The following is a 25,349-nucleotide window of genomic DNA, read 5'->3' on the forward strand; positions in this document are numbered from 1 at the left end:
AGAAAGCTCCGACAGCATCCTGCGCTTCAGACTACATCGCGGCATTATTTCAGATCAGACTGAACCTGATGCAGCGGTTTTGCCCACGGATTTTTTGCCTGTACATCTGCTGGCAGAGTGGCAACAGCACGTTTCGCTTCATCTTTCGAAGCGTAAATACCGCTCACCAGAACATACCAGGGCTGACCGTTACGCGTAGTCTCATAGACAACATATTTTTCCAGCTTCTCTTTCTTCGCCCAACTGTTGAGGTTGTTGTAGTTAGAAGAACTACTGAGCTGAAGAGTGTAATGGCCGGACGGCGCGGACTTCATCGAGCCGACATCACCCGCGCTTTTACCCGTAGAAGCCGCTGCTGCCGGAGCGGCAGCAGCAGTTGCTGCTGGAGCGGTAGCGGCAGTCGCAGCCGGTTTGGTCTGCGCAGTTGCGGCAGGCTTTGTCGTCTGAGCTGTTGCTGGAGCTGTGGTCGCGACGCTTTCCACGCGCTTAGGCTGAGCTGGAGCTGGCTTCGGCTGTGCTGTCGCTTTCGCCGTTGTCTGCGGTTTCGGTTCGATAACCGTATGTTTACGCTCAGCCGGACGCGTTGCCGTTGTTGCCGCTGCCGTCTGACGCTCCGTGGTGGCCTGGCGCGGGGCGGCACCATTGCGCACCGGAGCTACGGTAGCAGGTTCAGTTGGTAGAGTAGAATTTGCCACAGCGCTGTCAATCTGGCCCTGCTGCTGGGTCAGCGCGTTGTTCAGGTCGCCCTGAACTTCAACACGCTGCTGGCCTTGTGGTTCAGCGGTAGTCTGGCCCTGAGTCGGATTAGAAGCAATCGGCGGCAGGGAAACATCCTGCGGCTGCGAATTGCTCGTCGTTGACGACTCCTGAGCTGCAGGCTGGGTGTTATTGTCCTGAGCGCCGGACAAGTTAATACTTTTCTCACCGGAAGCCGTTTGCTCGCTGGATGAGGAAGACGGTGATTTAAGCGCGGAGCCGACGCCAACGATCAGCAGTAGCAGAACGAGGATCCCCACGCCCATCATGATGTACTGACGAGATGCCGGTTTCGCTGGGGCCTTTTTACGCTTACGTGGACGACGCTCAACCTGACGCTCTGCGTCATCGCTTTCGTCAGTCTCTATTTCTTCATACTCTTCATACTGTTCTTCGTCGCGCTCACGGCGTGCTTTGCTACCGCGCGTCGGGCGACCATCGTCAGCCTCATCAAGATCGACATCATCAAAATTGATCTGCGGATCGGCATCACGCTCTGAAGACTGACGAGAACGACCAGTACGACGATCGCTGCGATCGGCTTTCATATCGTCTTCTGGTTTTAATTCATCCATTTAACACCCCACTAAAAGGCTTATGCTCACGACTATTGCACGTCACCCGAAATGATAACGCCGCGCGAACGCGGCCAGACCTTCTTATTGTTGCGCCTGCTGCGTATCAGCAATCGCGCCAAGAACAACATCATGCGGTACTCCGCCGCGTATCTCGCTCTTCCCTATTGCGAGGGGTAGCACCAGCCGCATCTCGCCTGCCAGCACCTTTTTGTCACGCATCATGTGGGGCAAATACGCGTCTGCTGCCATCTCCTGAGGACCACATACCGGCAAGCCAGCACGTTGCAACAGATGAATAATTCGCTGCGTATCCTGCGGATTAAACCTTCCCAAACGCTCAGACGCATGTGCCGCCATCACCATACCGGCAGCTACCGCTTCACCATGCAGCCAATTACCGTAGCCCATTTCAGCTTCGATAGCATGACCAAAAGTATGACCAAGATTGAGTAAAGCACGTAACCCGGTTTCTCGCTCGTCGGCAGCGACAACTTCAGCTTTCAGCTCACAACAACGACGAATACAGTACGCCATTGCTTTTTCATCCAGCGCCATCAAGGCATCGATGTTATTTTCCAGCCAGTCAAAGAATTCGCCATCAAGAATGATGCCGTACTTTATCACTTCAGCCATGCCGGAGGAGAGCTCGCGCTTCGGCAGCGTTTTGAGACAGTTGAGGTCGACAACAACGGATACCGGCTGCCAGAAGGCGCCAATCATATTTTTGCCGAGAGGATGGTTGACGGCGGTTTTGCCGCCGACCGAAGAGTCCACCTGTGACAGCAGGGTGGTTGGTACCTGGATAAAGCGCACGCCACGCTGGTAGCTGGCAGCGGCAAATCCGGTTAAATCACCGATCACCCCACCGCCGAGCGCCACTAAAGTAGTGTCGCGGCCGTGTGGTTTTTGCAATAGCGCAGTAAAAACGGTATCCATTACCGTCAGGCTTTTAAACTGCTCGCCGTCGGGAAGAATCACGCTATCGACTTTTATTCCCGCTTGCTCAAGTACGGAGCGCACGGTATCCAGATAAAGCGGCGCCAGCGTTTCATTGGTGACCAGCATAACCTGGTCGCCGGATTTCAGTGGCAGGAAGGAAGCTGGATCGTTAAACAAACCAGCCGCGATGGTAATCGGGTAACTACGTTCCCCGAGAGTTACAGTAAGCCTCTCCATAACGCGACGTCCACCTCAGTTGCTTTTACTCTGACGCACTTTATTAAGCCAGAATCAGTTGCTTTCCAGCATATGAATAATCTGGTTTGCTACCACTTTCGCGCTTTGATCGTCAGTGCGGATAGTGACATCAGCAATCTCTTCATACAGCGGATTACGTTCGTCTGCCAACGCTTCCAGAACTTCGCGAGGCGGCGCATCAACTTGTAACAAAGGACGCTTTTTATCGCGCTGCGTACGGGCAAGCTGCTTTTCGATAGTTGTTTCCAGGTAGACCACCACGCCGCGGGCGGAGAGACGGTTACGCGTTTCACGGGATTTTACAGAGCCACCGCCGGTTGCCAGCACGATTCCCTGTTTTTCCGTCAACTCATTGATGATTTTTTCTTCACGGTCGCGGAAGCCGTCTTCGCCTTCTACATCAAAGACCCAACCCACATCTGCGCCAGTGCGTTTCTCAATTTCTTGATCGGAATCGTAAAATTCCATGTTGAGCTGTTGGGCTAACTGGCGCCCAATAGTGCTTTTGCCGGCACCCATAGGCCCAACCAGAAAGATATTGCGTTTCTCTGCCATTTTTTCGGTACTACTAAGACTATTCGTTAATGGTAAACCCGCTTCGCAGACACCCAGCGCAGCAGGACATGAACTGAAACCTCATATGCAATAGAGCGAGAGTCAGACTAAAAATTATCTCAATACTCCGGCTGGTTTGGCAACAGAATAAATCACCGGACAAGAAAGGGAGGATTGATGTCGTACCCGACTCTCAAATCGGTACCCCTTGTATGCTAAATCCGTCCTCACGTCAAACACCTGAAACGTGTTTAGCATGAAAAACCCGCCTAATGCGCTGCCAGAATACGTGGAGTAATGAATACAACCAGTTCACGTCGTTCGTTATCCTTACCATCACGGCGAAACAGCTGACCAAGCCAGGGAATGTCGCTAAGTAGAGGAATACCATCGCGAGAAGATTTATTTTTTTGCGAAAAAATCCCCCCCAAAGCCAGGGTCTCGCCGCTTTTTACTTCAACCTGGGTTTCAATTTCTTGTTTATCGATAGCCAGTACTTCACCATTTTCCTGCTTGAGCACCTGGCCCGGCGTATTTTCGCTAATTCGAAGTTTTAAACGCACCCGATCTTTATATAGCACCGTCGGCGTCACCTCCATTCCCAGTACCGCTTCTTTAAACTCAACGGAGGTCGCGCCGCTTTCGCCGCTGGAAACCTGATATGGTATCTCGCTTCCCTGCTTAATGCTGGCGGGCTGCATATGCGAAGCCAGCAATCTGGGACTGGCGATGATGTCCACCTGCTGCTTCCGCTCAAGGGCAGAAAGTTCCAGCTCTAAAAGTCGCCCGCTAATGCGGCCGATATTAAACCCAGCTCTCGTACTGGCATCCCCCACCGCCAGATTGCTGCTCAAGGTTGTCAATTTACCGGAACCCGGAGGAGTGCCGGCGTCCGCCAGGCTCCACTTAACGCCCAGTTCGCGCAGGCTGGTTTCGCTCATGGAAACAATATGCGCCGCCAGCTCAACCTGGCCCACGGGCACGTCCATTTCAAGGGCCCATGCTTTTAACGCCGGAAGATGCCGGGCATCATCACGAATTAACAGGCGGTTAGTTCGTTTATCAACCGCCAGATGCCCACGCGCACTCAGCAGTTTTTCTCCGGCTTTAACCAGCTCTTCAGCATCAGCGTAGCGTAAGGCCATGCTATGCCCCTGCAAAGGAAGATTCTGCAGACGCTTCGCTCTTTCTGCCTCAAGCTGTGCCTGCTGCGCCTTTTGCCAGGATTGAGTATGAACATACAGCACTGAGCCTTGCTGGGTCAGGGCCAGACCGGCGGTATCGATAACCGAGCGCAGCGCCTGTAGCCAGGGCACATCCTTAAGATGGAGAGATATCGTGCCGCTGACGTCCGGAGCCACCACGAGATTTTTTTGTTTTAATTCAGCCAGGGTTTGCAATACCTGGGCTACCGGCACATCATCGACGACCAACGACATCGGTAGATCTTTTTTTGCCGCGGCTCCCATCAGCGGCAGGAGCAAAAACAGCAGGCTTATCCATCGCATCATTCTTTATTCCTTTTCGTAGCCAGACCCACTGTGCAGGTTCACACCCAGAGCCGGTTGAAATTACAATTTTCTCGGATGTCAGGAGGGTAACCCGCCAGCTGGTAGGCAACGTCTCATCTGTCCTCACGCGACGCCACTTCCCCGCGCTATCCTGCAAGAGGCCAATCGGCATTAGCGGATCGCCGATGGCTCCGCCGTAGCGCCACTGGCTAAGCTGCGCCGTACGGCAGGTATCGGCTACTGGCTGGAACGGATCGCGTTCTTCCGCAAATAGCGGTAACGGAAAAATCAATAAACACCACCACCTACGGCGCATCTTCCGCCTCCAGCTGTAGAGTCAGCCGCAAAGCCTGTTTTTCCGGGTGCATTGAGAACCCGGTGATCTGCACCCCGCAGCGGGCCAGCCAGGAAAAGAGCGCTGGTACTGCCTGCCAGTTAACCGCCAGCTGCATCTCGCCTCCAGTTCCTGTCGGTCGCCAGGAGATAAGCGCCGCTCCTGCAACCGGAAGATCAACAGGAGAAAAGGCCTGCAGCCGCTCCTCATCGATCGCGATGGCCTGCAGAGCTGCCCGCAGCGACAACAGTTTTCGCCACTGCTCCTGGGGACGCGTCGCTCGCCCCTCTTGTAATTCTGCCCGGGGCCACAGAAAGAACCCTGTCCAGGCACCGATAATAAGAACCAGAACGACAGCTATGGCGAACCGGCTTTTAGGTGCTATTAGCCAACGTTCAAGGCGTTCCTGCATTTGCGCTCTCTCCTGTCATTGAAAAGTGAAACAACCAGCGCCCTTCGCTATCGCGCTGCGTTTCACCAGTCCTGGGAGGACGAAATCCGCCGATCTTTCTCAGCGCTTTTTCCAGCGCGGCTACCTCCTTAAGATTCAACGTTAACCCGCTCAGCAGCAGGGTATCCTGACGGTATTCCAGGTGAGTTAACCAGGCTTGCGCCGGGATAAGCGCCGCTATCCCCTGCAATCTTGTCTGCCAGGCAGCGGTTTTGTCGCGCCGCAGCAGACGCAAGCGCCTTTGTTCCTGCTGCTGTAAACTCTGACGCATGTCCCGCTCACGCTGCTGAAAAGCGCTCTCAAGCCGGCTATCCGCATTTATCTTTGCCGTATCGAGCGCGTGTTCGGCCCTGTTGTTGAACCGTGAGGCAATCAGGGCCGCAAACAGAATAAGCAGCAAACTGACGATCAGCAGCCCCGTCCTCTGCAAACGCTGCCGTCGGCGAGTTTCGCGCCAGGGAAGAAAGTTTACGAGCTGGCTCATGAGCGACGCGCTCCCAGCGCCAGCCCCAGGGCAATGGTAAAACGCTCGCCATCGCTCGGCAGCGGAGGCTGCAGGCGAGAAATGACGCTCCAGGCGTCAAAGCTCTGCCCATCAAGCGATTCTGCGGTGCAGAGCCTGAACGCGCCGGCGTTGAGCTGTGAAACCAGGTGGGAAAAAGAGGGGACTTCGCTGCACGGACAGTATCCCCAACTATCGCTAGTTGCCCAGAGCCAGTTTGCTTCGTCACGCCACGCCAGCCCCTGAATCTCAGCGGGTAGCGAGGGGAGAAAAACGCTAAGCGCGCTGGCATCCGGAACAACGCCTACAACCCTGAGCTTCAGAAGATTTGCCAGGCGGCACAATACGTTAATATCCAACCGTTGCGCGGCGGTAACCCGCCAGCCATCGGCCGCGGTAGTTTCTGAATAGTCGACACATAGCGAAGATGCAGGCATTTCCAGCTGCTGCGACATGGCGCTGGCAATCCACGTTGCCTGCTCGCTTTCTCTTAATGAAATCTGCGGACGCGGGAGCTGTTTTTGCAACGTTCGCGCCGCCGGGAAAGCGATATACACTTGATGTTGTAAAGGCAGCTCGCGCCGCCAGCTTTGCAGCTGCCGGGCCAGTGACTCTGCGTCCATCACCATTCCCTGCCGCACGGTGCCGGAAATTAGTGGGATATTCCACCAGCGGCGCAGCGCCCAGCGTGAACGCTCATGTAATAATGCGACAATAGCAATATGGTCCTGCTGGATATGCATTCCTATGCGCCAGTTTCCAAAAGCCATGCTTACGATCTCCTTATCAGCCAATATGCTTCGCTATATCAATGCACCAGGCTTGCCTTTATACTACTGCGCGTTTGTTTATAAACTGCCCAATGAAAACTAAATGAGAAATCTCCGGTGAAGTTCGTAAAGTATCTTTTTATCCTTGCAGTCTGTTGCGTACTGCTGGGAGCAGGCTCGATTTTTGGTCTTTATAAATATATAGAGCCGCAGCTCCCCGATGTCGCAACCCTGAAGGATGTGCGCTTGCAAATCCCGATGCAGGTCTATAGCGCGGATGGCGAGCTGATCGCGCAATATGGCGAAAAGCGCCGTATTCCCGTCACGCTGCAGCAAATGCCGCCTGAGCTGATAAAAGCGTTTATCGCCACCGAGGACAGCCGCTTTTATGAGCATCATGGCGTTGACCCGGTAGGGATTTTCCGCGCCGCCAGCGTTGCGATGTTCTCCGGCCACGCTTCGCAGGGCGCCAGTACGATTACTCAGCAGCTGGCGCGTAACTTCTTTCTGAGTCCTGAAAAGACGCTGATGCGTAAGGTGAAAGAAGCCTTCCTTGCGATCCGCATTGAGCAGTTGCTCAACAAAGATGAAATCCTTGAGCTGTACCTGAATAAAATCTATCTCGGCTACCGCGCCTACGGCGTCGGCGCCGCCGCACAGGTCTATTTCGGCAAAACGGTGGATCAGCTGACGCTGAGCGAAATGGCGGTAATTGCGGGCTTGCCTAAAGCGCCGTCAACCTTTAACCCGCTCTATTCGATGGACCGCGCGACCGCCCGCCGCAACGTTGTTCTGTCACGAATGTTGAGCGAAGGCTATATCTCGCAGTCGCAGTACGATCAGGCGCGTAGCCAGGCTATCGACGCGAGATACCATACGCCGGAAATTGCCTTCTCATCCCCGTATCTCAGCGAAATGGTGCGTCAGGAAATGGTCAGCCGCTACGGCGAGCAGGCCTATGAAGACGGCTATCGCGTCTACACCACCATTACGCGTAAAAATCAGCAGTCAGCCCAGCAGGCGGTGCGTAACAATGTGCTGGATTACGATATGCGCCACGGCTATCGCGGTCCGGCAAACGTCCTGTGGAAAGTGGGTGAAACGCCGTGGGATAACCAGAAAATCATCGATACGCTGAAAAAAATTCCCGGCTCCGGACCTCTCTCACCGGCGGTAATTACTTCGGCAAGCCCGCAGGAGGCCGTCGCGTTACTGAGCAACGGAACCTCGGTATCGCTGAACATGGAAGGCGTCCGTTGGGCACGTCGCTTTATCTCTGATACCCAGCAGGGCGCTACGCCGCGTAAAGTGAACGATGTAGTGCAAAGCGGACAGCAGGTCTGGGTCCGCGAGGTAGGTAACAGCTGGTGGCTATCGCAGGTGCCTGATGTCAACTCGGCGCTGGTATCGATCAACCCGCAAAACGGGGCAATCATTGCGCTGGTGGGCGGTTTCGATTTCAACCAAAGCAAGTTCAACCGCGCGACTCAGGCGCTGCGCCAGGTTGGTTCTAACATTAAGCCATTCCTGTACACCGCCGCTATGGATAAAGGTTTAACGCTGGCGAGCATGCTCAATGACGTGCCGATTTCCCGCTGGGACGCTGGTTCCGGCTCCGACTGGCGGCCCAAAAACTCACCGCCGCAGTATGCGGGTCCTATCCGCCTTCGCCAGGGATTGGGTCAATCAAAGAACGTTGTCATGGTGCGCGCGATGCGGGCCATGGGCGTGGACTACGCGGCTGAGTATCTCCAGCGTTTCGGCTTCCCGGCGCAGAATATTGTACGCACCGAATCGCTGGCGCTGGGTTCCGCGTCCTTTACGCCGCTTCAGGTGGCTCGCGGCTACTCGGTGATGGCTAACGGTGGTTTCCTGATCAGCCCCTGGTTTATCAGCAAAATTGAGAACGATCAGGGCGGCGTCATTTTTGAAGAGCGTCCAAAAATTGCCTGCCCGGAGTGCAATATTCCGGTGATTTACGGTGATACTCCAAAATCAAATGTTCTGGAAAATAAAGATGTTGAAGACGTCGTGACCTCTGAGGAGCCGCAAAACGCCAGCGTCCCTCCGCAGCCTCAGCTTGCGCAGGCAAATCAGTCACTGGTGGCACAAAGCGGGGCTCCTGAGTATGCTCCACACGTGATCAACACGCCGCTGGCATTCCTGATTAAAAGCGCTCTCAATACCAACATTTTTGGCGAACCTGGCTGGATGGGAACCGGCTGGCGCGCAGGCCGCGATCTGCAGCGTCACGATATCGGCGGTAAAACAGGAACTACTAACAGTTCAAAAGATGCGTGGTTCTCCGGCTATGGTCCAGGCGTTGTGACGTCAGTCTGGATTGGCTTTGATGACCACCGCCGCGATCTCGGCCGTACCACCGCCTCCGGGGCAATCAAAAATCAGATATCGGGCTATGAAGGCGGCGCAAAAAGCGCGCAGCCAGCCTGGGATGATTTTATGAAGAGAGTGCTGGAAGGCGTGCCGGAAGAGCCGCTGACGCCGCCGCCGGGAATCATTACGGTTAACATCGACCGCAGTACCGGCCAGTTGGCCAGCGGCGGCAACAGCCGCGCTGAGTACTTTATTGAGGGTACTCAGCCGACCCAGCAGGCGGTTCGTGAAGTTGGCACCACCATCACCGATGGCGGGGGCGAGACCCACGAACTGTTCTGACAAAAAAAGCGCCTGCGGGCGCTTTTTTTTGGCTGGGGGAAATCGGTTTGTAGGTATCAACCCCGTATTCATGCGAAACGATACGCTACAGCCGCCCTTGAGCCTGCAGCCATTCGCGCAGCAGAAAAAGCGCGCTAACGTTACGGGCTTCGTTGAAGTCTTCTTCATCAAGCAGCGCCATCAGCTGCGACAGCGGCCAACGAACCTGCGGCAGCGGCTCTGGCTCATCGCCAGGCAGCGACTCCGGGTAAAGGTCTTCCGCCACCAGGATATTCATTTTGCTGGAAAAATAGGACGGCGCCATACTCAACTTTTTCAAAAACGTCAGTTTTCGCGCACCAAAACCCACTTCTTCTTTCAGTTCACGGTTGGCGGCCTCCAGTACGCTTTCGCCCGGATCGATCAAGCCTTTTGAAAAGCCCAGCTCATAGGACTCCGTACCAACCGCGTATTCACGAATCAAAATTATATGGGCATCGACAATTGGCACAATCATCACAGCTTCACGAGTTGAAGGCCGCATCCGTTCATACACCCGGCGTACGCCGTTGCTGAACTCAAGATCCACGCTTTCAACATTAAATAGACGCGAGCGCGCGACTGTTTCAACATTGAGAATGGTGGGTTTTTGTAATGATTTGCTCATTGTCATCGGTCTATAGTGTGATTACAGAGGTCATTGTGCGATACGCAGCACGGTTTCGGCAATTCAATTCGCCACTAATTTACATAGTTGCAACTTTTTCGTTTTAAAATCTGGTGCCACAAAGACTAAAAAGTCAATAGGTTGAATAGTATTTGAGAATATACCGATTTCTGGATTTTAACGTTTTTGATAAGGTTGTATGCTGCTGCATTGCATAATAGATTTTCCCGTATTAACAGGATAAGTGCCGATTGCGGCGGCTGTTTTAGCTTCATGATGAATGGCAACCGACGATACCAGTAAGAAAAGAATAATTATGATGGGATGGGCATGGGCACCTTTCTGATATTTTTAATAGCTCTGCTAATCTGCGCATTGCTTATCGGCTGGTGGTATCGCACGCATGCAAGACGTCGCCGCCTGCCGCTGCTGCATGCCTTTAGCGATGCCGCTACGCGCAAGCTTTCCGACGAAGAACGCAGCGCCGTAGAAAAATACCTCGAAAGCCTCAGCCGCAGCCAGCAGCTCCCTGCGTCTGGCGCCAGCACCGCGCCGGTAAACCTGACGTTGACCGAACAGAGCGGCACCGTGTATAGCGTCACCCGCGCAATTACGCGCTACGGCATCACCACTGACGATCTCAATAAATGGCGCTATTTCCTTGATTCAGTGGAGATTCACCTGCCCCCGTTCTGGGAGCAGCATATCAATGATGAAAACAGCGTCGAATTAATCTCCACCGACAGCCTGCCTCTGGTCATTGCTCTCAACGGCCAGACGCTAAGCGACTATCCGCAGGAATCCCAGGCGCTGGCTCTTGAAAAAGCTCCTGCGACCCAGGCATCCATCCGCGGAGAAGAGAGCGAGCAAATTGAGCTGCTCAGCATCCGCCCGGAAACGACTGAAGAACACGCGCTCAGCCGCCCGGAAGGTCTTCGCGAAGCCATTCTGGCGGTCGCTGCTTTCCTGCTGTTTTATTGCAGCCTGATAACTCCCGATGTTTTTTCTCCCTGGCTGTTGGGGGGCGGTTTAGTACTTCTGCTTGCCAGCATTTGGGGGATTTACGCGCCGCCGCGCAAAACATCGCTCCGCGAGATTCACTGTCTACGCGGCATGCCCAAACGCTGGGGGCTGTTTGGCGAAAACAATCAGGAGCATATCAACAATATTTCTCTTGGCATCATCGACCTGATCTACCCTCGCCACTGGCAACCGTGGATTGCTCAGGATTTGGGCCAGCAGACGGATATTGATATTTATCTCAGCCGCCACGTTGTGCGCCAGGGGCGTTTCCTGTCCCTGCATGATGAAGTCAAAAACTTCCCGCTTCAGTACTGGCTTCGCAGCACAATTATCGCGCTGGGAGCGCTGCTGGTTGTTGTGATGCTGTGGGCCAGCGTCCCGCTGAATATGCCGTTTAAATTCACGCTTTCATGGCTAAAAGGCGCGCAAACTATCGAAGCCACGACGGTAGCCCAGCTGGATAAGTCGAAAATTCGCATTGGCGATACGCTGCGTCTGAAGGGCTCGGGAATGTGCAATATCCACACGCCGGGCACCTGGACGGCAAAAGAGAATTCGCCGTTTATGCCGTTCGACTGTTCGCAAATCGTCTGGAATGATGCACCTCCCCTGCCGCTGCCGGAGTCCGATATCGTCAGTAAAGCCACCGCGCTGATGCAGACCGTTCAACGCCAGCTCCATCCAGAATCCGCAGAGGATTCGCGAGTCAGCCCGGCCTTGCGTTCGGCTATTCAGAAATCCGGCATGGTACTACTGGATGACTTTGGCGATATCGTCACAAAAACCAACGACCTGTGCTCTGCAAAAGACGACTGCGTTCGTTTGAAAAATGCGCTGGTTAACCTCGGTAACACTCGTAACTGGGAAACGCTGATCAAACGCGCCAGCGCGGGTAAACTTGACGGTGTCAATGTGCTGCTACGTCCGGTAAGCGCGGAATCGTTAGAAAATCTGGTCACCACCTCAACCGCTCCGTTCGTCAGCCGGGAAACCGCGCGCGCGGCTCAGGCATTAAACAGCCCGGCGCCTGGCGGTTTCCTGATTGCCAGCGATGAGGGCAGCGAGCTGGTGAATCAGCCATGGCCGAGCACTGGGTTATACGATTTCCCGGCACACCAGCAGTGGAGCGAACTACGGCGCCTCGCGGGTATGCTGATGAACACGCCGTTCCAGGCTGAAGGGATCGTCACCAGTATTTACACCGATGCCAACGGTACTCAGCATATCAACCTGCATCGTATTCCCGATCGCACCGGGCTGTGGCGCTATCTTGGAACCACGCTACTGCTGCTGACCATGCTGGGCTGTGCGGCGTATCACGGCATCCTGGCTTTACGTCGTTATCAGCGCCATCGCCAACGTCAGGAAGAGATCCAGAAATACTACGAAAGCTGCCTGAATCCGGTTTTACTTTCCTCGCCTGACCCGCAAGAATAAACCTCTGTGCGACGGGGTATGATACCCTGTCGCGCAATTTCCCCCCCTCGCTGGAGACTTACCATGCATTTTGATATTGCCTGGCAAGAGGTTGATACCGTTCTGCTGGATATGGACGGCACGCTGCTCGACCTCGCTTTCGACAACTACTTCTGGCAAAAACTGGTCCCGGAAACCTGGGGCGCCGCGCGGGGACTCAACCTGCAGGAAGCCAGAGACGCGATGCGTCAGGAGTATCATGCGGTACAACATACGCTAAACTGGTACTGCCTGGATTACTGGAGCGAGCGCCTGGGTTTGGATATTTGTGCGATGACCAGCGAGCAGGGGCCAAGAGCCGTGCTGCGTGAAGATACCGTGCCGTTCCTTGAGGCGCTTAAAACCAGCGGTAAGCGGCGGATTTTGCTGACTAACGCCCATCCGCATAATCTGGCGGTGAAGCTAAAACACACCGGACTGGACGCGCACCTTGATTTATTACTTTCCACCCACACATTTGGTTATCCGAAAGAAGATCAGCGGCTGTGGCACGCTGTAGCTGAAGAAACCGGCTTCGAGGCGCGCAACACGCTCTTCGTCGATGATAACGAAGCCATTCTTGACGCGGCGGCGGAGTTTGGCATCCGCTATTGCCTGGGTATCACCAACCCCGATTCCGGACTGGCGGAAAAAAGCTACGTTCGCCATCCAGGATTAAATGATTACCGGCATCTGATCCCCTCGCTGAGCCAACAGGAGAAGCCATGAAAGAAAAAGATGTCGAGGCCGTCAGGCTGGACAAATGGCTGTGGGCTGCCCGCATTTATAAAACTCGTGCGCTGGCGCGCGAGATGATTGAAGGCGGAAAGGTGCACTATAACGGACAGCGCAGCAAGCCGGGGAAAGTCGTCGAACCAGGCGCCATCCTGATGCTGCGCCAGGGCAATGACGAACGCACTATCGTGGTAAAAGGCATTACCGAACAGCGCAGACCCGCCAGTGAAGCCGTCGCGCTTTATGAAGAGACGGCTGAGAGCATCGAGAAACGCGAGAAAGTGGCGCTGGCGCGAAAAATGAACGCGTTAACCATGCCGCATCCCGACAGACGTCCGGATAAGAAAGAGCGCCGCGACCTGATGAGATTTAAACACGGCGATAGTGAATAACTGTGGCCCGCAAGAGAGATGATTATGACTCAACACGATCAATTACACCGCTATCTGTTTGAAAACTATGCCGTACGCGGTGAGCTGGTGACAGTTTCAGAAACTTTAGAACAGATTCTGACAAACCATAGCTATCCGCAGCCGGTGAAAACCGTGCTGGCGGAACTGCTGGTCGCCACCAGCCTGCTGACCGCGACGCTAAAGTTCGCGGGCGATATCACCGTTCAGCTACAGGGCGATGGCCCGCTGTCGTTAGCGGTGATCAACGGCAACAATCAGCAGCAGATGCGCGGCGTCGCCCGCACGCAGGGTGAGATCCCGGAAGGGGCGGACCTGAAAACCATGGTCGGTAACGGATATCTGGTCATTACCATCTCTCCGGAAGAAGGCGAGCGCTATCAGGGCGTGGTAGGTCTTGAAGGCGATACGCTGGCAGCCTGTCTGGAAGATTATTTCCAGCGCTCCGAACAGCTGCCGACCCGCCTGATCATCCGTAGCGGCGAACACGAAGGTAAACCGATGGCCGGCGGCATGCTGCTACAGGTACTTCCGGCACAAGACGCGCAGGCGGCTGATTTCGAACATCTCAGTACGCTGACCGAAACCATCAAAGCTGAAGAGCTGTTTACCCTGCCCGCGAACGATGTGCTCTGGCGTTTGTACCATGAAGAAGAAGTCACCGTTTACGAGCCGCAGAGCGTCGAATTTAAATGTACCTGCTCCCGCGAGCGCTGCGCCGGCGCGCTGAAAACTCTGCCGGATGAAGAGATCGACAGCATCCTCGCTGACGAAGGTGAAATTGATATGCACTGCGATTATTGCGGCAATCATTACATCTTTAATGCGATGGACATTGCCGAGATCCGCAACAACGCCTCCCCGGCTGACCCGAAGATCCATTAATTTGCAATACGCCAGAGGCGATGTTTTATATCGCCCTGGCGTCAAGCGTTTTTCTACGCGTGATGAATCGATTCCTTAGGAAAGAGTTACGTAATTTTCTTTCAGTTAAGCGATTACATTCACATTTCTATAGTTTTTTTAATTTCTTTTTAACCATTAAGAAACATCTACCCCCACCGAAGCCCTATTTCCTGAGATAATGCCCTACGCTTCGTGACAGGAGTCACAACGTTTTTCGTAAGTCTGTAGTTTGTCGAGATACGTAAATCTATGAGCCTGGTCGCGGTCTATACCCTGTAATAAACCCTACAATTTAAAGCAGTACATATTGGCTAAGGAGCAGTGACATGCGCGTTAATAGTTTAACCCCGCAGGATCTCAAGGCTTATGGTATCAATGACGTCCAGGATATCGTCCATAACCCCAGCTACGATACTCTGTATCAGGAAGAGCTCGCCCCTAATCTGGAAGGTTATGAACGTGGCGTGTTAACAAATCTTGGTGCAATCGCCGTAGATACCGGTATTTTTACCGGCCGTTCTCCAAAAGATAAATATATCGTTCGTGACGACACTACCCGCGATACCGTGTGGTGGGCCGATAAAGGCAAAGGTAAGAACGACAACAAGCCGCTCTCAGAAGAAACCTGGCAGCACCTGAAGGGTCTGGTCACCCGCCAGCTCTCCGGTAAACGTCTGTTTATCGTTGATGCCTTCTGCGGCGCCAACGCCGACACCCGCCTGAGCGTCCGCTTTATTACCGAAGTCGCCTGGCAGGCGCATTTCGTGAAGAACATGTTTATTCGCCCGAGCGATGAAGAGCTGGCAAACTTTAAACCAGATTTCATCGTGATGAACGGCGCCAAATGCACTAACCCGCAGTGGAAAGAGCAGGGCCTGAACTCTGAGAACTTCATCGCTTTCAACCTGACCGAGCGCATCCAGCTAATCGGCGGAACCTGGTACGGCGGCGAAATGAAAAAGGGGATGTTCTCCATCATGAACTACCTGCTGCCGCTGCAGGGTATCGCCTCTATGCACTGCTCCGCCAACGTCGGGGAAAAAGAGGATGTCGCCATCTTCTTCGGCCTTTCCGGCACCGGCAAAACCACGCTATCCACCGACCCGAAACGCCGCCTGATTGGCGATGACGAACACGGTTGGGATGATGACGGGGTGTTTAACTTCGAAGGCGGCTGCTACGCGAAAACCATTAAGCTTTCCGAAGCCGCAGAGCCGGATATTTACCATGCGATTCGCCGCGATGCATTGCTGGAGAACGTCGTGGTGCTGGCCGATGGTACTATCGACTTTAACGACGGTTCGAAGACCGAAAACACCCGCGTCTCCTATCCGATCAACCATATCGAGAACATCGTTAAGCCGATCTCCAAAGCGGGACACGCCACCAAGGTTATCTTCCTGACCGCCGACGCATTTGGCGTCCTGCCGCCGGTTTCTCGCCTGACCGCCGATCAGACCCAGTACCACTTCCTGTCTGGCTTCACCGCCAAACTGGCCGGTACCGAGCGTGGAGTCACTGAGCCAACGCCGACCTTCTCCGCCTGCTTCGGCGCCGCGTTCCTGTCGCTGCATCCAACGCAATACGCAGAAGTGCTGGTGAAACGTATGCAGGCTTCCGGCGCGCAGGCCTATCTGGTTAACACCGGCTGGAACGGCACCGGTAAACGTATCTCGATCAAAGATACCCGCGCTATCATCGATGCGATCCTTGATGGCTCGCTGGACAATGCAGAAACCTTCACTTTGCCGATGTTTGAGCTGCAGATCCCAACGGCGCTGCCGGGCGTGGATACCCATATCCTCGATCCACGCAACACCTACGGCTCGCCAGAGCAGTGGCAGGAGAAAGCCGAGCAGCTGGCGAAGCTGTTTATTGAGAACTTCGAGAAGTACACCGATACGCCTGCGGGCGCAGCGCTGGTAGCCGCGGGGCCAAAACTCTAAGCGGATTATCAGAAATGAAAAAGCCGGGAATCGCTTCCCGGCTTTTTTTATAAACTGCAAATCAGGCTGACTTCTTCTTACCTGCCGCCTTACGCCGCTTATCCAGATCCTTAATCAGCTTATTCACCTGCTCATCGGCAAACATCGCCTCAAGCGTGGTGGAAAGCTTACGACGCCAGTTTGGATACTCCGTACTGGTTCCAGGAATATTGACCGGCGCGGCCATTTCCAGCCAATCCTCCGGCTGCAGGCCCAGCAGCGCGCTGTTGCTGTCGGCAATATAGCGTTGCATTCCGCGATTCAGGGTGGACGTCATCGCCATCAGCGACGCTTTATGCCCGGTACGTTTCGGCAGGCAACCATAGCGGTGCAGAGCGTCCAGTAGCCCCTGTTTCGCCAGTTCGCGATCCTGATACAACCCACGCAGCACTACCTCATCCGGATACAGGCCCAGCGTTTTACCCAGCGTCAGGTCGCCGCTTTCCCAGTAGCCGCGCAGCGTTGGCAGGTCATGCGTCGTTGCCACAGCCATTGATTGCTCCGGATACGCCTTCGGCGCACGGAAATTCTTCTCGTGGTCATTTTCGAAATAGAGCACTTTATAGGAGTAAACGCCGCTTTTACGCAGCTTACCGACGATCTCAACCGGTACGGTCCCCAGATCCTCACCGATCACCATACAGCGATGACGCTTACTCTCCAGCGCCAGAATCGACAGTAGATCATCCACTGGATACTGCACATAGGCACCGTGATCGGCCGTTTCACCGTATGGGATCCACCACAGACGCAGTACCGACATCACGTGATCGATGCGCAGCGCGCCGCAGTTTTGCATGTTAGCGCGCAGCAGCTCGACAAACGGCTCATAGGCGCGCGCCACGATAATATGCGGATCCATCGGCGGCAGGCCCCAGTTCTGTCCCAGAGGGCCGAGGATATCCGGCGGCGCGCCGACGGAGGCTTTCAGGCAGTACAGCTCGCGATCGCACCAGGTCTCAGCCCCGCCTTCCGCGACGCCGACCGCCAGGTCACGATACAGGCCAATCGGCATGGCATCGTTCTGGCTGGTATGCCAGCACTCAGCAAACTGTGTATAAGCAAGCCATTGCAGCCACAGATAAAAATTCACCTCGTCGGCATGTTCGGTACAGAACGCTTTAACTTCCGGGCTATCGGTATCCCGGTAGGCTTCAGGCCAGGCAGGCCAGCCCCAGCGCATCGGATCCTGCTTAACCTGCCAGGCGTGCAGCGCGTCAAACGCCGCCTGCCAGTACAGGCTTTCGCCCTCGCGCGACACAAACTGGCGAAATTCTGCCGTCGTTTCATCGTTACGCGCGGAAAAGCTTTTCCAGGCCATACGCAGCGCGGTGAGCTTGAGGGCCGTGACGGCGGTATAGTCAACATCATCGGTCTGGCGTGCGGCCAGTAAAGCCTGCTGTGTGGCCGGTGATTGCCACCATTTCTGCGCTTCTTTGCTGTGACGGAAATCTTCTACCGCATTGACGTCAATATAGATAACGTTGAGCCAGCGGCGCGAAGAGGGGCTGTAGGGGCTGGCACTCTCCGGATTAGCCGGGTAAAGCGCGTGAATCGGGTTAAGCCCAATGAACGAGCCGCCGCGGCGGGCGATTTCCGGCAGCATCGCGCGTAAATCACCGAAATCGCCTATTCCCCAGTTTTTCTCCGAGCGCAGCGTATACAGCTGTACGCAGGTTCCCCATAGCTTCTTGCCATCCTTCAGCGCCTGCGGTTCATAGCAGCGCGCAGGAGCAATAATAGTCCGGCAGTGCCAGCGATCGCCGTCCTGGGTCAGGGTCAGCGTGTGGTACCCTTCCGGTAATCTTGCAGGCAGCGACAGCGTTTCACCGCCGCGCGCCTGGCCCTGATACTGTTTCCCTTCTTCAGTGGTGAGGATCCAGTGGAACTCCCCCTGGCCCGCCACCGGCAGAGACATCTTTTTGCCATGGGTGAATACCTGCACCACAGGCAGCGGGTTAACCGCCACCTTTGTGGCGGCTGTTGTACGATGCATCGCATCCAGCAGACGCTGCTTGGTCGCCGCAGCAATAGACTGCGGCTTCCCGTGCGCGTTGATGTAGCTTGGGCTTATTCCCGCCGCCAGGGCAGCGTTATCAAGGCGTTTAGTCTCCATAGGCCTGTCCTTAGCGTTTTGCCTGCCAGATACGTTGCTGATAATCGCGAATCGAGCGGTCGGAGCTGAACATGCCGCAGCGCGCGGTATTCAGAATCGTCGCGCGAGTCCAGGCTTCCTGGTCGCGATACAGCTCGTCAACCTGCTTCTGCGCCGCCACGTAGGCTTCGAAATCCGCCAGCACCAGGTACGGGTCACCGCCTTTCAGCAGACTGTGCAGCATCTGGTCGAAAGCATGTTTATCGCCATCGCTGTATTTACCGCTTTCCAGCTCTTTCAGCACCGCATCCAGCAGCTTGTCTTTCTTACGCCATTTCAGCGGATCGTAGCCTTTGGCCTTCAGCGCTTTCACTTCTTCTACGGTATGACCGAAGATAAAGATGTTCTCTTCGCCCACCTGCTCAGCAATTTCAACGTTGGCGCCGTCGAGAGTACCCACGGTCAGCGCGCCGTTCAGCGCCAGCTTCATGTTGCCGGTACCGGAGGCTTCTTTGCCCGCCGTGGAGATCTGCTCGGAGACATCCGCCGCCGGGATCAGCATTTCCGCCGCCGACACGCAGTAGTCCGGCAGGAACACCACTTTGAGCTTATCGCCTACCAGCGGATCGTTATTGATCGCCGCGGCAACCTTATTGATCGCCCAGATAATATTCTTCGCCAGGTAGTAGCCCGGAGCCGCCTTCGCGCCAAACAGGAAGACGCGCGGTACGCGGTCCGCCTGCGGATTCTCGCGAATTTCTTTATACTGCGCGAGGATATTCAGCAGGTTAAGGTGCTGACGTTTGTACTCGTGCAGACGCTTAATCTGGATATCGAAAATCGCCTGCGGGTTAATCTCGATACCGGTGCGCCGCTTCACAAACTCCGCCAGGCGAACCTTGTTGGCCAGCTTAATCTCGCGATACGTCTGACGGAACTTCGCGTCGTCAGCATATTTTTCGAGGTTGATCAGCTGATCGAGGTCGTTGGCCCACTCTTTCTTCAGCGTCTTATCCAGCAGCGCGGCCAGAGCCGGGTTGCACTGTTTGATCCAGCGGCGCGGAGTAATGCCGTTGGTGACGTTATGGAATTTATTCGGCCACAGCTGGTGATATTCCGGGAACAGATCTTTCACCACCAGGTCGGAGTGCAGCGCGGCAACGCCGTTAACCGCAAAGCCGCTCACCACGCACATGTTCGCCATACGAACCTGTTTGTCGTGCACCACCGCCAGTTTCGCCCACACCTGCTTGTCGCCCGGCCAGGTTTTATCCACCAGCTTTTTAAATCTGTCGTTAATCTCTTTGATTATCTGCATGTGGCGCGGCAGCAATGCTCTCACCAGCTTCTCATCCCAGCACTCCAGCGCTTCCGGCATCAGAGTGTGGTTAGTATAGGCAAAGGTTTTGCTGGTAATCGCCCAGGCGTCGTCCCAGCTCAGCTGATGCTCATCGATCAGCACGCGCAGCAGTTCCGGAATCGCAATTGTCGGGTGGGTATCGTTCAGCTGAATGACTTCGTAATCCGCCAGTTCGGCCAGCTTACGGCCCGCCAGATGATGGCGACGCAGAATATCGGCAATCGAACAGGCGCACTGGAAGTACTGCTGCATCAGACGCAGTTTTTTGCCCGCCTGATGGTTATCGTTCGGATAGAGGACTTTAGTCAGCTTTTCGGCATCAATACCCTGCTGTTCGGCACGCAGGAAATCGCCGTCGTTGAATTTGGTCAGGTTAAACGGATGCGCATGTTTGGCCTGCCACAGACGCAGCGGCTGGGCCACGTTGTTGCGATAGCCCAGCACCGGCAGATCCCAGGCTTCGCCGGTAATCACAAATGCCGGTACCCATTCACCGCTTTTGGTCACTTTACCGCCGAGGCCAACCTGCACGTCCAACGCTTCATTATGACGGAACCACGGATAGCTGCTGCGCCCCCAGTCATCCGGCGCTTCCATCTGTTGACCGTCAGCAAAAGACTGGCGGAACAGACCGTACTGGTAGTTCAGGCCGTAGCCGGTCGCCGACTGACCAACGGTTGCCATTGAATCCAGGAAACACGCCGCCAGACGGCCCAGACCACCGTTGCCCAGACCCGGGTCGATTTCCTCTTCCAGCAGGTCGGTCAGGTTAACGTCATGCGTCTGAAGTTCATCGCTCACCTGCTGATACCAGCCAAGGTTGAGCAAATTGTTGCCGGTCAGGCGACCAATCAAAAACTCCATTGAAATATAGTTTACGTGACGCTGCCCTTCGGTCGCTTTTACAACCGGTTGAGCTGACAACAGCTCAGACAACGCACCGCTAACGGCACGCCACCACTGACGCTGGGTCATCTCGGAAGCTGACTGTAAACCGAAATGCTGCCACTGACGCGTCAGTGCAGCCTGAAACTGAGCTTTGTTAAAAGAAGTCTGTGACATAAGAAATCCGGGTCCTTTACTAAAACGTTAGCGTTAGTGTGCCGACCTCCCGGAGTCACGTCCTCATCCCGCCAGGGATTAGCCGGGGAGGAGTAGCAGGGATGAGCGAAAAGTGTGATCCTGGCCACTATTGCGATAGCTTACCGGCAAAATTATGCTGCAAAATTCACCACACCGGAACAACAAATCGTCACCGCTTGCCGCCTGAACTTTGTTACAAGCCGCGACGGTGAAAGTACGCAAAATTCCTTTTTGTAAATATGACAAAATAAAAGTAAATATCCGCAGAATATACGGTCTTTAATGCGGAAATAGCTCAAAAAGATGACTTATAAGAATTCACTGATAATATTTTAATAAAAACAAACAGCTACTAGTTTTGAAAAAAAAGATTGTCTTCTTATGTCTAAATTTTCTGCTAGCCCAGTAACCGCGCCAGCTGACACCCATTTCTATGAATTTCGCTCCATATCCAAAATTGTGACATAGAGCAAATTCAAGAGCATAAAACTCGGACATAACTTGCAATAAAATTCATTATGGCCGACCTTATTGGGTATTAATTACGAAGCGCAAAAAAATTCGCAATCCCTCCCTTGCACAGCGAAATGAAGAACTATGTTGATTCCGTCTAAATTAAGTCGTCCGGTCCGCCTTGAACACACTGTGGTTCGTGAGCGACTACTGGCGAAACTTTCCGGCGCGAACAATTATCGTCTCGCGTTGGTCACCAGCCCGGCTGGATACGGTAAGACCACGCTCGTTTCTCAATGGGCGGCGGGGAAAACTGACCTTGGCTGGTTCTCACTGGATGAAGGCGATAACCAACAAGAGCGTTTTTCCAGCTATCTTATCGCCGCGATTCAACAGGCTACCGGCGGTCACTGTGCAGCCAGCGAAGCCATGGTGCAAAAGCGCCAGTACGCCAGTCTACCTTCCCTCTTTGCACAACTGTTTATCGAGCTGGCCGACTGGCAGCGCCCGCTGTACCTGGTGATTGATGATTACCATCTAATCAGCAATCCGGTTATTCATGATGCAATGCGCTTCTTCCTCCGCCATCAGCCGGAAAATATGACGCTGGTAGTTCTGTCGCGTAATCTGCCGCAGTTGGGTATCGCCAATCTGCGGGTACGCGATCAGCTACTGGAAATTGGCAGTCAACAGCTGGCTTTTACCCATCAGGAAGCCAAACAGTTTTTCGACTGTCGTCTTAGCTCGCCCATCGAAGCAGACGACAGTAAAAGGCTATGCGACGATGTCGCCGGCTGGGCCACCGCGCTGCAGCTAATTGCCCTCTCAGCGCGTCAGAACAATACCTCCGCCCATCACTCCGCCCGCCGACTGGCCGGGATTAACGCCAGCCATCTTTCGGACTATCTGGTTGATGAGGTGCTGGATAACGTTGATTCGCGGACGCGTAATTTCCTGCTGAAAAGCTCGCTGCTTCGCTCGATGAACGATGCGCTCATCGTCCGCGTTACCGGCGAAGAGAATGGTCAGATGCAGCTGGAGGAAATTGAACGTCAGGGGCTATTCCTGCAGCGAATGGACGACTCCGGCGAGTGGTTCCGCTACCATCCGCTATTCGGTAACTTCCTGCGCCAGCGCTGCCAGTGGGAGCTGGCGGCTGAGCTACCGGAAATTCACCGTGCGGCGGCAGAGAGCTGGATGGCGCAAGGCTTCCCGACGGAGGCTATTCACCACGCCCTCGCGGCGGGCGACGCCAAAATGCTGCGCGATATTCTGCTTAACCACGCGTGGGGGTTATTTAACCACAGCGAACTGAGTTTGCTGGAACAGTCCCTCGCCGCGCTGCCGTGGTCAAACCTGCTGGAAAATCCGCGCTTAATACTGCTGCAGGCCTGGCTAATGCAAAGCCAGCACCGCTATAGCGAAGTGAATACCCTGCTGGCGCGCGCCGAGCAGGAGATGGACGCGGAAATGGATACCGCCATGCACGGCGATTTCAACGCTCTGCGTGCTCAGGTGGCGATTAACGCCGGGGATCAGGACGAAGCCGAACGCCTGGCGATGGTCGCCCTTGATGAACTACCGCTGGCCAGCTACTACAGCCGTATCGTTGCAACCTCCGTGCACGGTGAAGTGCTGCACTGTAAAGGCCAGCTGAGTAAATCGCTGGCGGTCATGCAGCAGACGGAACAGATGGCCCGCCGCCATGATGTCTGGCACTACGCGCTATGGAGCATGATCCAGCAAAGCGAAATTCTTTTTGCGCAGGGTTTCCTGCAGGCAGCATGGGAAATTCAGGAAAAAGCTTTCCAGCTCATCCGCGAACAGCATCTTGAACAGCTGCCGATGCATGAATTCCTGCTGCGTATTCGCTCCCAGCTACTGTGGGCCTGGGCGCGGCTGGACGAAGCGGAAACCTCCGCGCGCAGCGGTATGAACGTGCTTTCGTCCTATCAGCCGCAGCAGCAGCTACAGTGCCTGACGCTGATGGTGCAGTGCTCGCTGGCGCGCGGCGATCTGGATAATGCCCGCAGCCATTTAAATCGCCTCGAAAACCTGCTTGGCAACGGCCACTACCATAGCGACTGGGTGTCCAATGCCGATAAAGTGAGGGTAATTTACTGGCAGATGATCGGCGACAAAGCTGCCGCGGCAAACTGGCTACGCCAGACGCCGAAACCAGAATTTGCCAATAACCACTTTCTACAGAGCCAGTGGCGTAATATCGCCCGCGCGCAGATCCTGCTCGGCGATTTTGATTCCGCTGAAATGGTTCTCGAAGAGCTAAACGACAATGCCCGCTCGCTGCGTTTGATGAGCGATCTCAACCGCAACCTGCTGCTGCTCAACCAGCTCTACTGGCAGGCGGGGCGTAAGAGCGAAGCGCAAAAAGCGCTGCTGGAAGCCCTCACCCTCGCCAACCGCACCGGTTTTATCAACCATTTTGTGATCGAAGGTGAAGCGATGGCGCAGCAGCTACGCCAGCTGATTCAGCTCAATACGCTGCCGGAGCTGGAGCAGCACCGCGCCCAGCGTATTCTGCGCGATATTAACCAGCATCACCGGCATAAATTCGCCCACTTTGACGAGAGCTTCGTCGAAAAGCTGCTGAATCATCCGGAAGTGCCGGAGCTGATCCGCACCAGCCCGCTAACTCAGCGCGAATGGCAGGTACTCGGACTTATCTATTCCGGCTACAGCAACGAGCAAATCGCCGGCGAGCTGGATGTCGCCGCCACCACCATCAAAACGCACATTCGCAATTTGTATCAGAAGCTGGGCGTGGCCCACCGTCAGGATGCCGTTCAGCATGCCCAGCGGCTGCTTAAGATGATGGGGTACGGGGTTTAACTCCGTACCTGAATAAGATAGCCGTCGTCGAGCGGCTCGCGGATAAATCTCACCGGCAGAAACTGCTCGACCACCGCGATATTCGTCAGCAGATGCGCTGAGGTTTTCGCCACGGTAAAAGCGCCTTCCCCCGCCAGCGCCAGCGGTAAAATCAGCTGATCGGCCAGATATTCCCCTACCGCCGCCGTACTTGCCAGATAGCGCGTTGCCTCCGTTGCCAGCTGGTGCGCGACATTTTCGGCGCTCACGCCTTTGGCGCCAAAGGCAATAAACAATTCCGTGAGATGTTCGCACTCAATGGTCAGTGACAGCGAGTTTCCCGGCCCGGCTCCGCCTTCCAGCACCTGAACCTTTCTCTCCGCCAGCGGCAGCCAGGACTCCAGCGCTATCACTTCACGCTCGCCGACGTGGTAAGGAACAGCAGCCAGCAGCGCTTCGGCTGTTATAGCCACCGTTTCACCACGCGTAATCAGCTGTAGTCCGCTCAACGACGCGACCGGCTCTACTTGCGCCAGTACCGCGCCGCCGCCTGCCGGATAGAAACCGTGGCGCAGCAACGAGGTTTGCTGGTTTATTCCCATCTTCGCCAGCAGCGGTTCCCAGACGCGGCAAATAAAATCCGCGCTGGGAGCTGACTGATTATGCGTCCCACCGCTGACTTCCACGCGGGCCGGGCTATCGGCAAACCACAGCGCAGGTAAAATCGTTTGTAGCACCAGCATGCAGCTGCCCGCACTGCCAATAGCAAATTTATACGCGCCGCCGTGAACTCTTCCCGGCACAAAATGCAGCCGCTGCGAGCCCAGCTCACCGCCGCTCACTTCGGCGCTACAGATTTCGGCTGCCGCCCGCACCGCCGTAAGATGCTGGCGCAGAAGACCCGGTTTGGCGCGACCGGCACGAATGCCGGTAATTTCAAACGGCTGTCCGGTTATCATCGACAGGCTCAGCGCCGAGCGCAAAATCTGCCCGCCGCCTTCCCCCTGCGCACCGTCCAGCGTAATCATCCTTTTCATTT

19 protein-coding genes are annotated in these 25,349 nt (G+C 55.0%); 7 read left to right on the forward strand and 12 right to left on the reverse strand.

The window, feature by feature from the left end; all coding sequences use genetic code 11:
* Positions 1 to 44: 44 nt before the first annotated feature.
* The 8 genes from damX to GJ746_RS23425 all read right to left on the reverse strand — a co-directional run bounded on the left by damX (position 45) and on the right by GJ746_RS23425 (position 6,654).
* Positions 45 to 1,331 (reverse strand): cell division protein DamX, encoded by a 1,287-nt coding sequence (damX, locus tag GJ746_RS23390; protein WP_154682294.1) that lies wholly within the window; start codon positions 1,329 to 1,331, stop codon positions 45 to 47.
* Positions 1,332 to 1,415: 84 nt separating this feature from the next.
* A complete protein-coding gene (gene aroB, locus GJ746_RS23395) occupies positions 1,416 to 2,510 on the reverse strand; it encodes a 3-dehydroquinate synthase (protein ID WP_154682295.1) in 1,095 nt (364 codons plus the stop codon).
* A 54-nt stretch (positions 2,511 to 2,564) separates the two neighbouring features.
* The gene (gene aroK, locus GJ746_RS23400) at positions 2,565 to 3,086 is read right to left on the reverse strand and encodes a shikimate kinase AroK (protein ID WP_004106441.1); all 522 of its coding nucleotides are present in this window, start codon (positions 3,084 to 3,086) and stop codon (positions 2,565 to 2,567) included.
* 269 nt (positions 3,087 to 3,355) lie between these two features.
* A complete protein-coding gene (gene hofQ, locus GJ746_RS23405) occupies positions 3,356 to 4,597 on the reverse strand; it encodes a DNA uptake porin HofQ (RefSeq protein ID WP_154682296.1) in 1,242 nt (413 codons plus the stop codon).
* On the reverse strand, positions 4,506 to 4,913 hold the full coding sequence (locus GJ746_RS23410) for a HofP DNA utilization family protein (RefSeq protein ID WP_154682297.1): 408 nt from the start codon (positions 4,911 to 4,913) through the stop codon (positions 4,506 to 4,508). Before GJ746_RS23410 ends, hofQ begins: the two co-directional genes overlap by 92 nt.
* Positions 4,903 to 5,343 carry a hypothetical protein gene (locus GJ746_RS23415; protein ID WP_154682298.1) on the reverse strand — a complete coding sequence of 147 codons (441 nt, stop codon included), beginning with the start codon at positions 5,341 to 5,343 and terminating at the stop codon, positions 4,903 to 4,905. The genes GJ746_RS23410 and GJ746_RS23415 overlap by 11 nt, the downstream gene beginning before the upstream one ends.
* Complete coding sequence (locus GJ746_RS23420) at positions 5,327 to 5,866, reverse strand: PilN domain-containing protein (protein ID WP_154682299.1); 540 nt, start codon at positions 5,864 to 5,866, stop codon at positions 5,327 to 5,329. The genes GJ746_RS23415 and GJ746_RS23420 overlap by 17 nt, the downstream gene beginning before the upstream one ends.
* A complete protein-coding gene (locus tag GJ746_RS23425; RefSeq protein ID WP_154682300.1) occupies positions 5,863 to 6,654 on the reverse strand; it encodes a pilus assembly protein in 792 nt (263 codons plus the stop codon). Before GJ746_RS23425 ends, GJ746_RS23420 begins: the two co-directional genes overlap by 4 nt.
* Positions 6,655 to 6,771: 117 nt before the next feature.
* Here GJ746_RS23425 and mrcA point away from each other — a divergent pair, with 117 nt between their 5' ends.
* Positions 6,772 to 9,330 carry a peptidoglycan glycosyltransferase/peptidoglycan DD-transpeptidase MrcA gene (mrcA, locus tag GJ746_RS23430; RefSeq protein ID WP_154682301.1) on the forward strand — a complete coding sequence of 853 codons (2,559 nt, stop codon included), beginning with the start codon at positions 6,772 to 6,774 and terminating at the stop codon, positions 9,328 to 9,330.
* Positions 9,331 to 9,415: 85 nt separating this feature from the next.
* On the opposite strand, the gene nudE is transcribed toward mrcA, so the two are convergent.
* The gene (gene nudE, locus GJ746_RS23435) at positions 9,416 to 9,976 is read right to left on the reverse strand and encodes an ADP compounds hydrolase NudE (RefSeq protein ID WP_154682302.1); all 561 of its coding nucleotides are present in this window, start codon (positions 9,974 to 9,976) and stop codon (positions 9,416 to 9,418) included.
* A 330-nt stretch (positions 9,977 to 10,306) separates the two neighbouring features.
* Between nudE and GJ746_RS23440 the strand changes: the two genes are divergently transcribed.
* The 5 genes from GJ746_RS23440 (at position 10,307) to pckA (ending at position 16,451) form a co-directional block, all read left to right on the forward strand.
* The gene (locus GJ746_RS23440; protein WP_154682303.1) at positions 10,307 to 12,436 is read left to right on the forward strand and encodes an intracellular growth attenuator family protein; all 2,130 of its coding nucleotides are present in this window, start codon (positions 10,307 to 10,309) and stop codon (positions 12,434 to 12,436) included.
* 63 nt (positions 12,437 to 12,499) lie between these two features.
* A complete protein-coding gene (gene yrfG, locus GJ746_RS23445; RefSeq protein ID WP_154682304.1) occupies positions 12,500 to 13,183 on the forward strand; it encodes a GMP/IMP nucleotidase in 684 nt (227 codons plus the stop codon).
* The gene (gene hslR, locus GJ746_RS23450; RefSeq protein ID WP_154682305.1) at positions 13,180 to 13,581 is read left to right on the forward strand and encodes a ribosome-associated heat shock protein Hsp15; all 402 of its coding nucleotides are present in this window, start codon (positions 13,180 to 13,182) and stop codon (positions 13,579 to 13,581) included. Before yrfG ends, hslR begins: the two co-directional genes overlap by 4 nt.
* Before the next feature lie 18 nt (positions 13,582 to 13,599).
* Positions 13,600 to 14,484 (forward strand): Hsp33 family molecular chaperone HslO, encoded by an 885-nt coding sequence (hslO, locus tag GJ746_RS23455; RefSeq protein ID WP_195908772.1) that lies wholly within the window; start codon positions 13,600 to 13,602, stop codon positions 14,482 to 14,484.
* Between the two features lie 347 nt (positions 14,485 to 14,831).
* Positions 14,832 to 16,451: a phosphoenolpyruvate carboxykinase (ATP) gene (gene pckA, locus GJ746_RS23460; protein ID WP_154682307.1), complete on the forward strand. Its 1,620-nt coding sequence runs from the start codon at positions 14,832 to 14,834 to the stop codon at positions 16,449 to 16,451.
* Between the two features lie 61 nt (positions 16,452 to 16,512).
* Here pckA and malQ read toward each other — a convergent pair whose 3' ends face one another.
* Positions 16,513 to 18,606 (reverse strand): 4-alpha-glucanotransferase, encoded by a 2,094-nt coding sequence (gene malQ / locus GJ746_RS23465; RefSeq protein ID WP_154682308.1) that lies wholly within the window; start codon positions 18,604 to 18,606, stop codon positions 16,513 to 16,515.
* Between the two features lie 10 nt (positions 18,607 to 18,616).
* A complete protein-coding gene (gene malP / locus GJ746_RS23470) occupies positions 18,617 to 21,007 on the reverse strand; it encodes a maltodextrin phosphorylase (protein ID WP_154682309.1) in 2,391 nt (796 codons plus the stop codon).
* A 618-nt stretch (positions 21,008 to 21,625) separates the two neighbouring features.
* Between malP and malT the strand changes: the two genes are divergently transcribed.
* The gene (malT, locus tag GJ746_RS23475; RefSeq protein ID WP_154682310.1) at positions 21,626 to 24,331 is read left to right on the forward strand and encodes an HTH-type transcriptional regulator MalT; all 2,706 of its coding nucleotides are present in this window, start codon (positions 21,626 to 21,628) and stop codon (positions 24,329 to 24,331) included.
* On the opposite strand, the gene rtcA is transcribed toward malT, so the two are convergent.
* A complete protein-coding gene (rtcA, locus tag GJ746_RS23480) occupies positions 24,328 to 25,347 on the reverse strand; it encodes an RNA 3'-terminal phosphate cyclase (RefSeq protein WP_154682311.1) in 1,020 nt (339 codons plus the stop codon). The genes malT and rtcA overlap by 4 nt on opposite strands.
* Between the last annotated feature and the right edge of the window lie 2 nt (positions 25,348 to 25,349).

The sequence above is a fragment of the Klebsiella oxytoca genome (assembly GCF_009707385.1).
Taxonomy (GTDB): domain Bacteria; phylum Pseudomonadota; class Gammaproteobacteria; order Enterobacterales; family Enterobacteriaceae; genus Klebsiella; species Klebsiella oxytoca_C.

Coding starts and splice junctions, on each gene's coding strand:
- damX (WP_154682294.1), bottom strand. CDS start 1,331: ATGGATGAATTAAAACCAGAAGACGATATGAAAGCCGATCGCAGCGAT.
- aroB (WP_154682295.1), bottom strand. CDS start 2,510: ATGGAGAGGCTTACTGTAACTCTCGGGGAACGTAGTTACCCGATTACC.
- aroK (WP_004106441.1), bottom strand. CDS start 3,086: ATGGCAGAGAAACGCAATATCTTTCTGGTTGGGCCTATGGGTGCCGGC.
- hofQ (WP_154682296.1), bottom strand. CDS start 4,597: ATGATGCGATGGATAAGCCTGCTGTTTTTGCTCCTGCCGCTGATGGGA.
- GJ746_RS23410 (WP_154682297.1), bottom strand. CDS start 4,913: ATGCGCCGTAGGTGGTGGTGTTTATTGATTTTTCCGTTACCGCTATTT.
- GJ746_RS23415 (WP_154682298.1), bottom strand. CDS start 5,343: ATGCAGGAACGCCTTGAACGTTGGCTAATAGCACCTAAAAGCCGGTTC.
- GJ746_RS23420 (WP_154682299.1), bottom strand. CDS start 5,866: ATGAGCCAGCTCGTAAACTTTCTTCCCTGGCGCGAAACTCGCCGACGG.
- GJ746_RS23425 (WP_154682300.1), bottom strand. CDS start 6,654: ATGGCTTTTGGAAACTGGCGCATAGGAATGCATATCCAGCAGGACCAT.
- nudE (WP_154682302.1), bottom strand. CDS start 9,976: ATGAGCAAATCATTACAAAAACCCACCATTCTCAATGTTGAAACAGTC.
- GJ746_RS23440 (WP_154682303.1), top strand. CDS start 10,307: ATGGGCACCTTTCTGATATTTTTAATAGCTCTGCTAATCTGCGCATTG.
- yrfG (WP_154682304.1), top strand. CDS start 12,500: ATGCATTTTGATATTGCCTGGCAAGAGGTTGATACCGTTCTGCTGGAT.
- hslR (WP_154682305.1), top strand. CDS start 13,180: ATGAAAGAAAAAGATGTCGAGGCCGTCAGGCTGGACAAATGGCTGTGG.
- hslO (WP_195908772.1), top strand. CDS start 13,600: ATGATTATGACTCAACACGATCAATTACACCGCTATCTGTTTGAAAAC.
- pckA (WP_154682307.1), top strand. CDS start 14,832: ATGCGCGTTAATAGTTTAACCCCGCAGGATCTCAAGGCTTATGGTATC.
- malQ (WP_154682308.1), bottom strand. CDS start 18,606: ATGGAGACTAAACGCCTTGATAACGCTGCCCTGGCGGCGGGAATAAGC.
- malP (WP_154682309.1), bottom strand. CDS start 21,007: ATGTCACAGACTTCTTTTAACAAAGCTCAGTTTCAGGCTGCACTGACG.
- malT (WP_154682310.1), top strand. CDS start 21,626: ATGTTGATTCCGTCTAAATTAAGTCGTCCGGTCCGCCTTGAACACACT.
- rtcA (WP_154682311.1), bottom strand. CDS start 25,347: ATGAAAAGGATGATTACGCTGGACGGTGCGCAGGGGGAAGGCGGCGGG.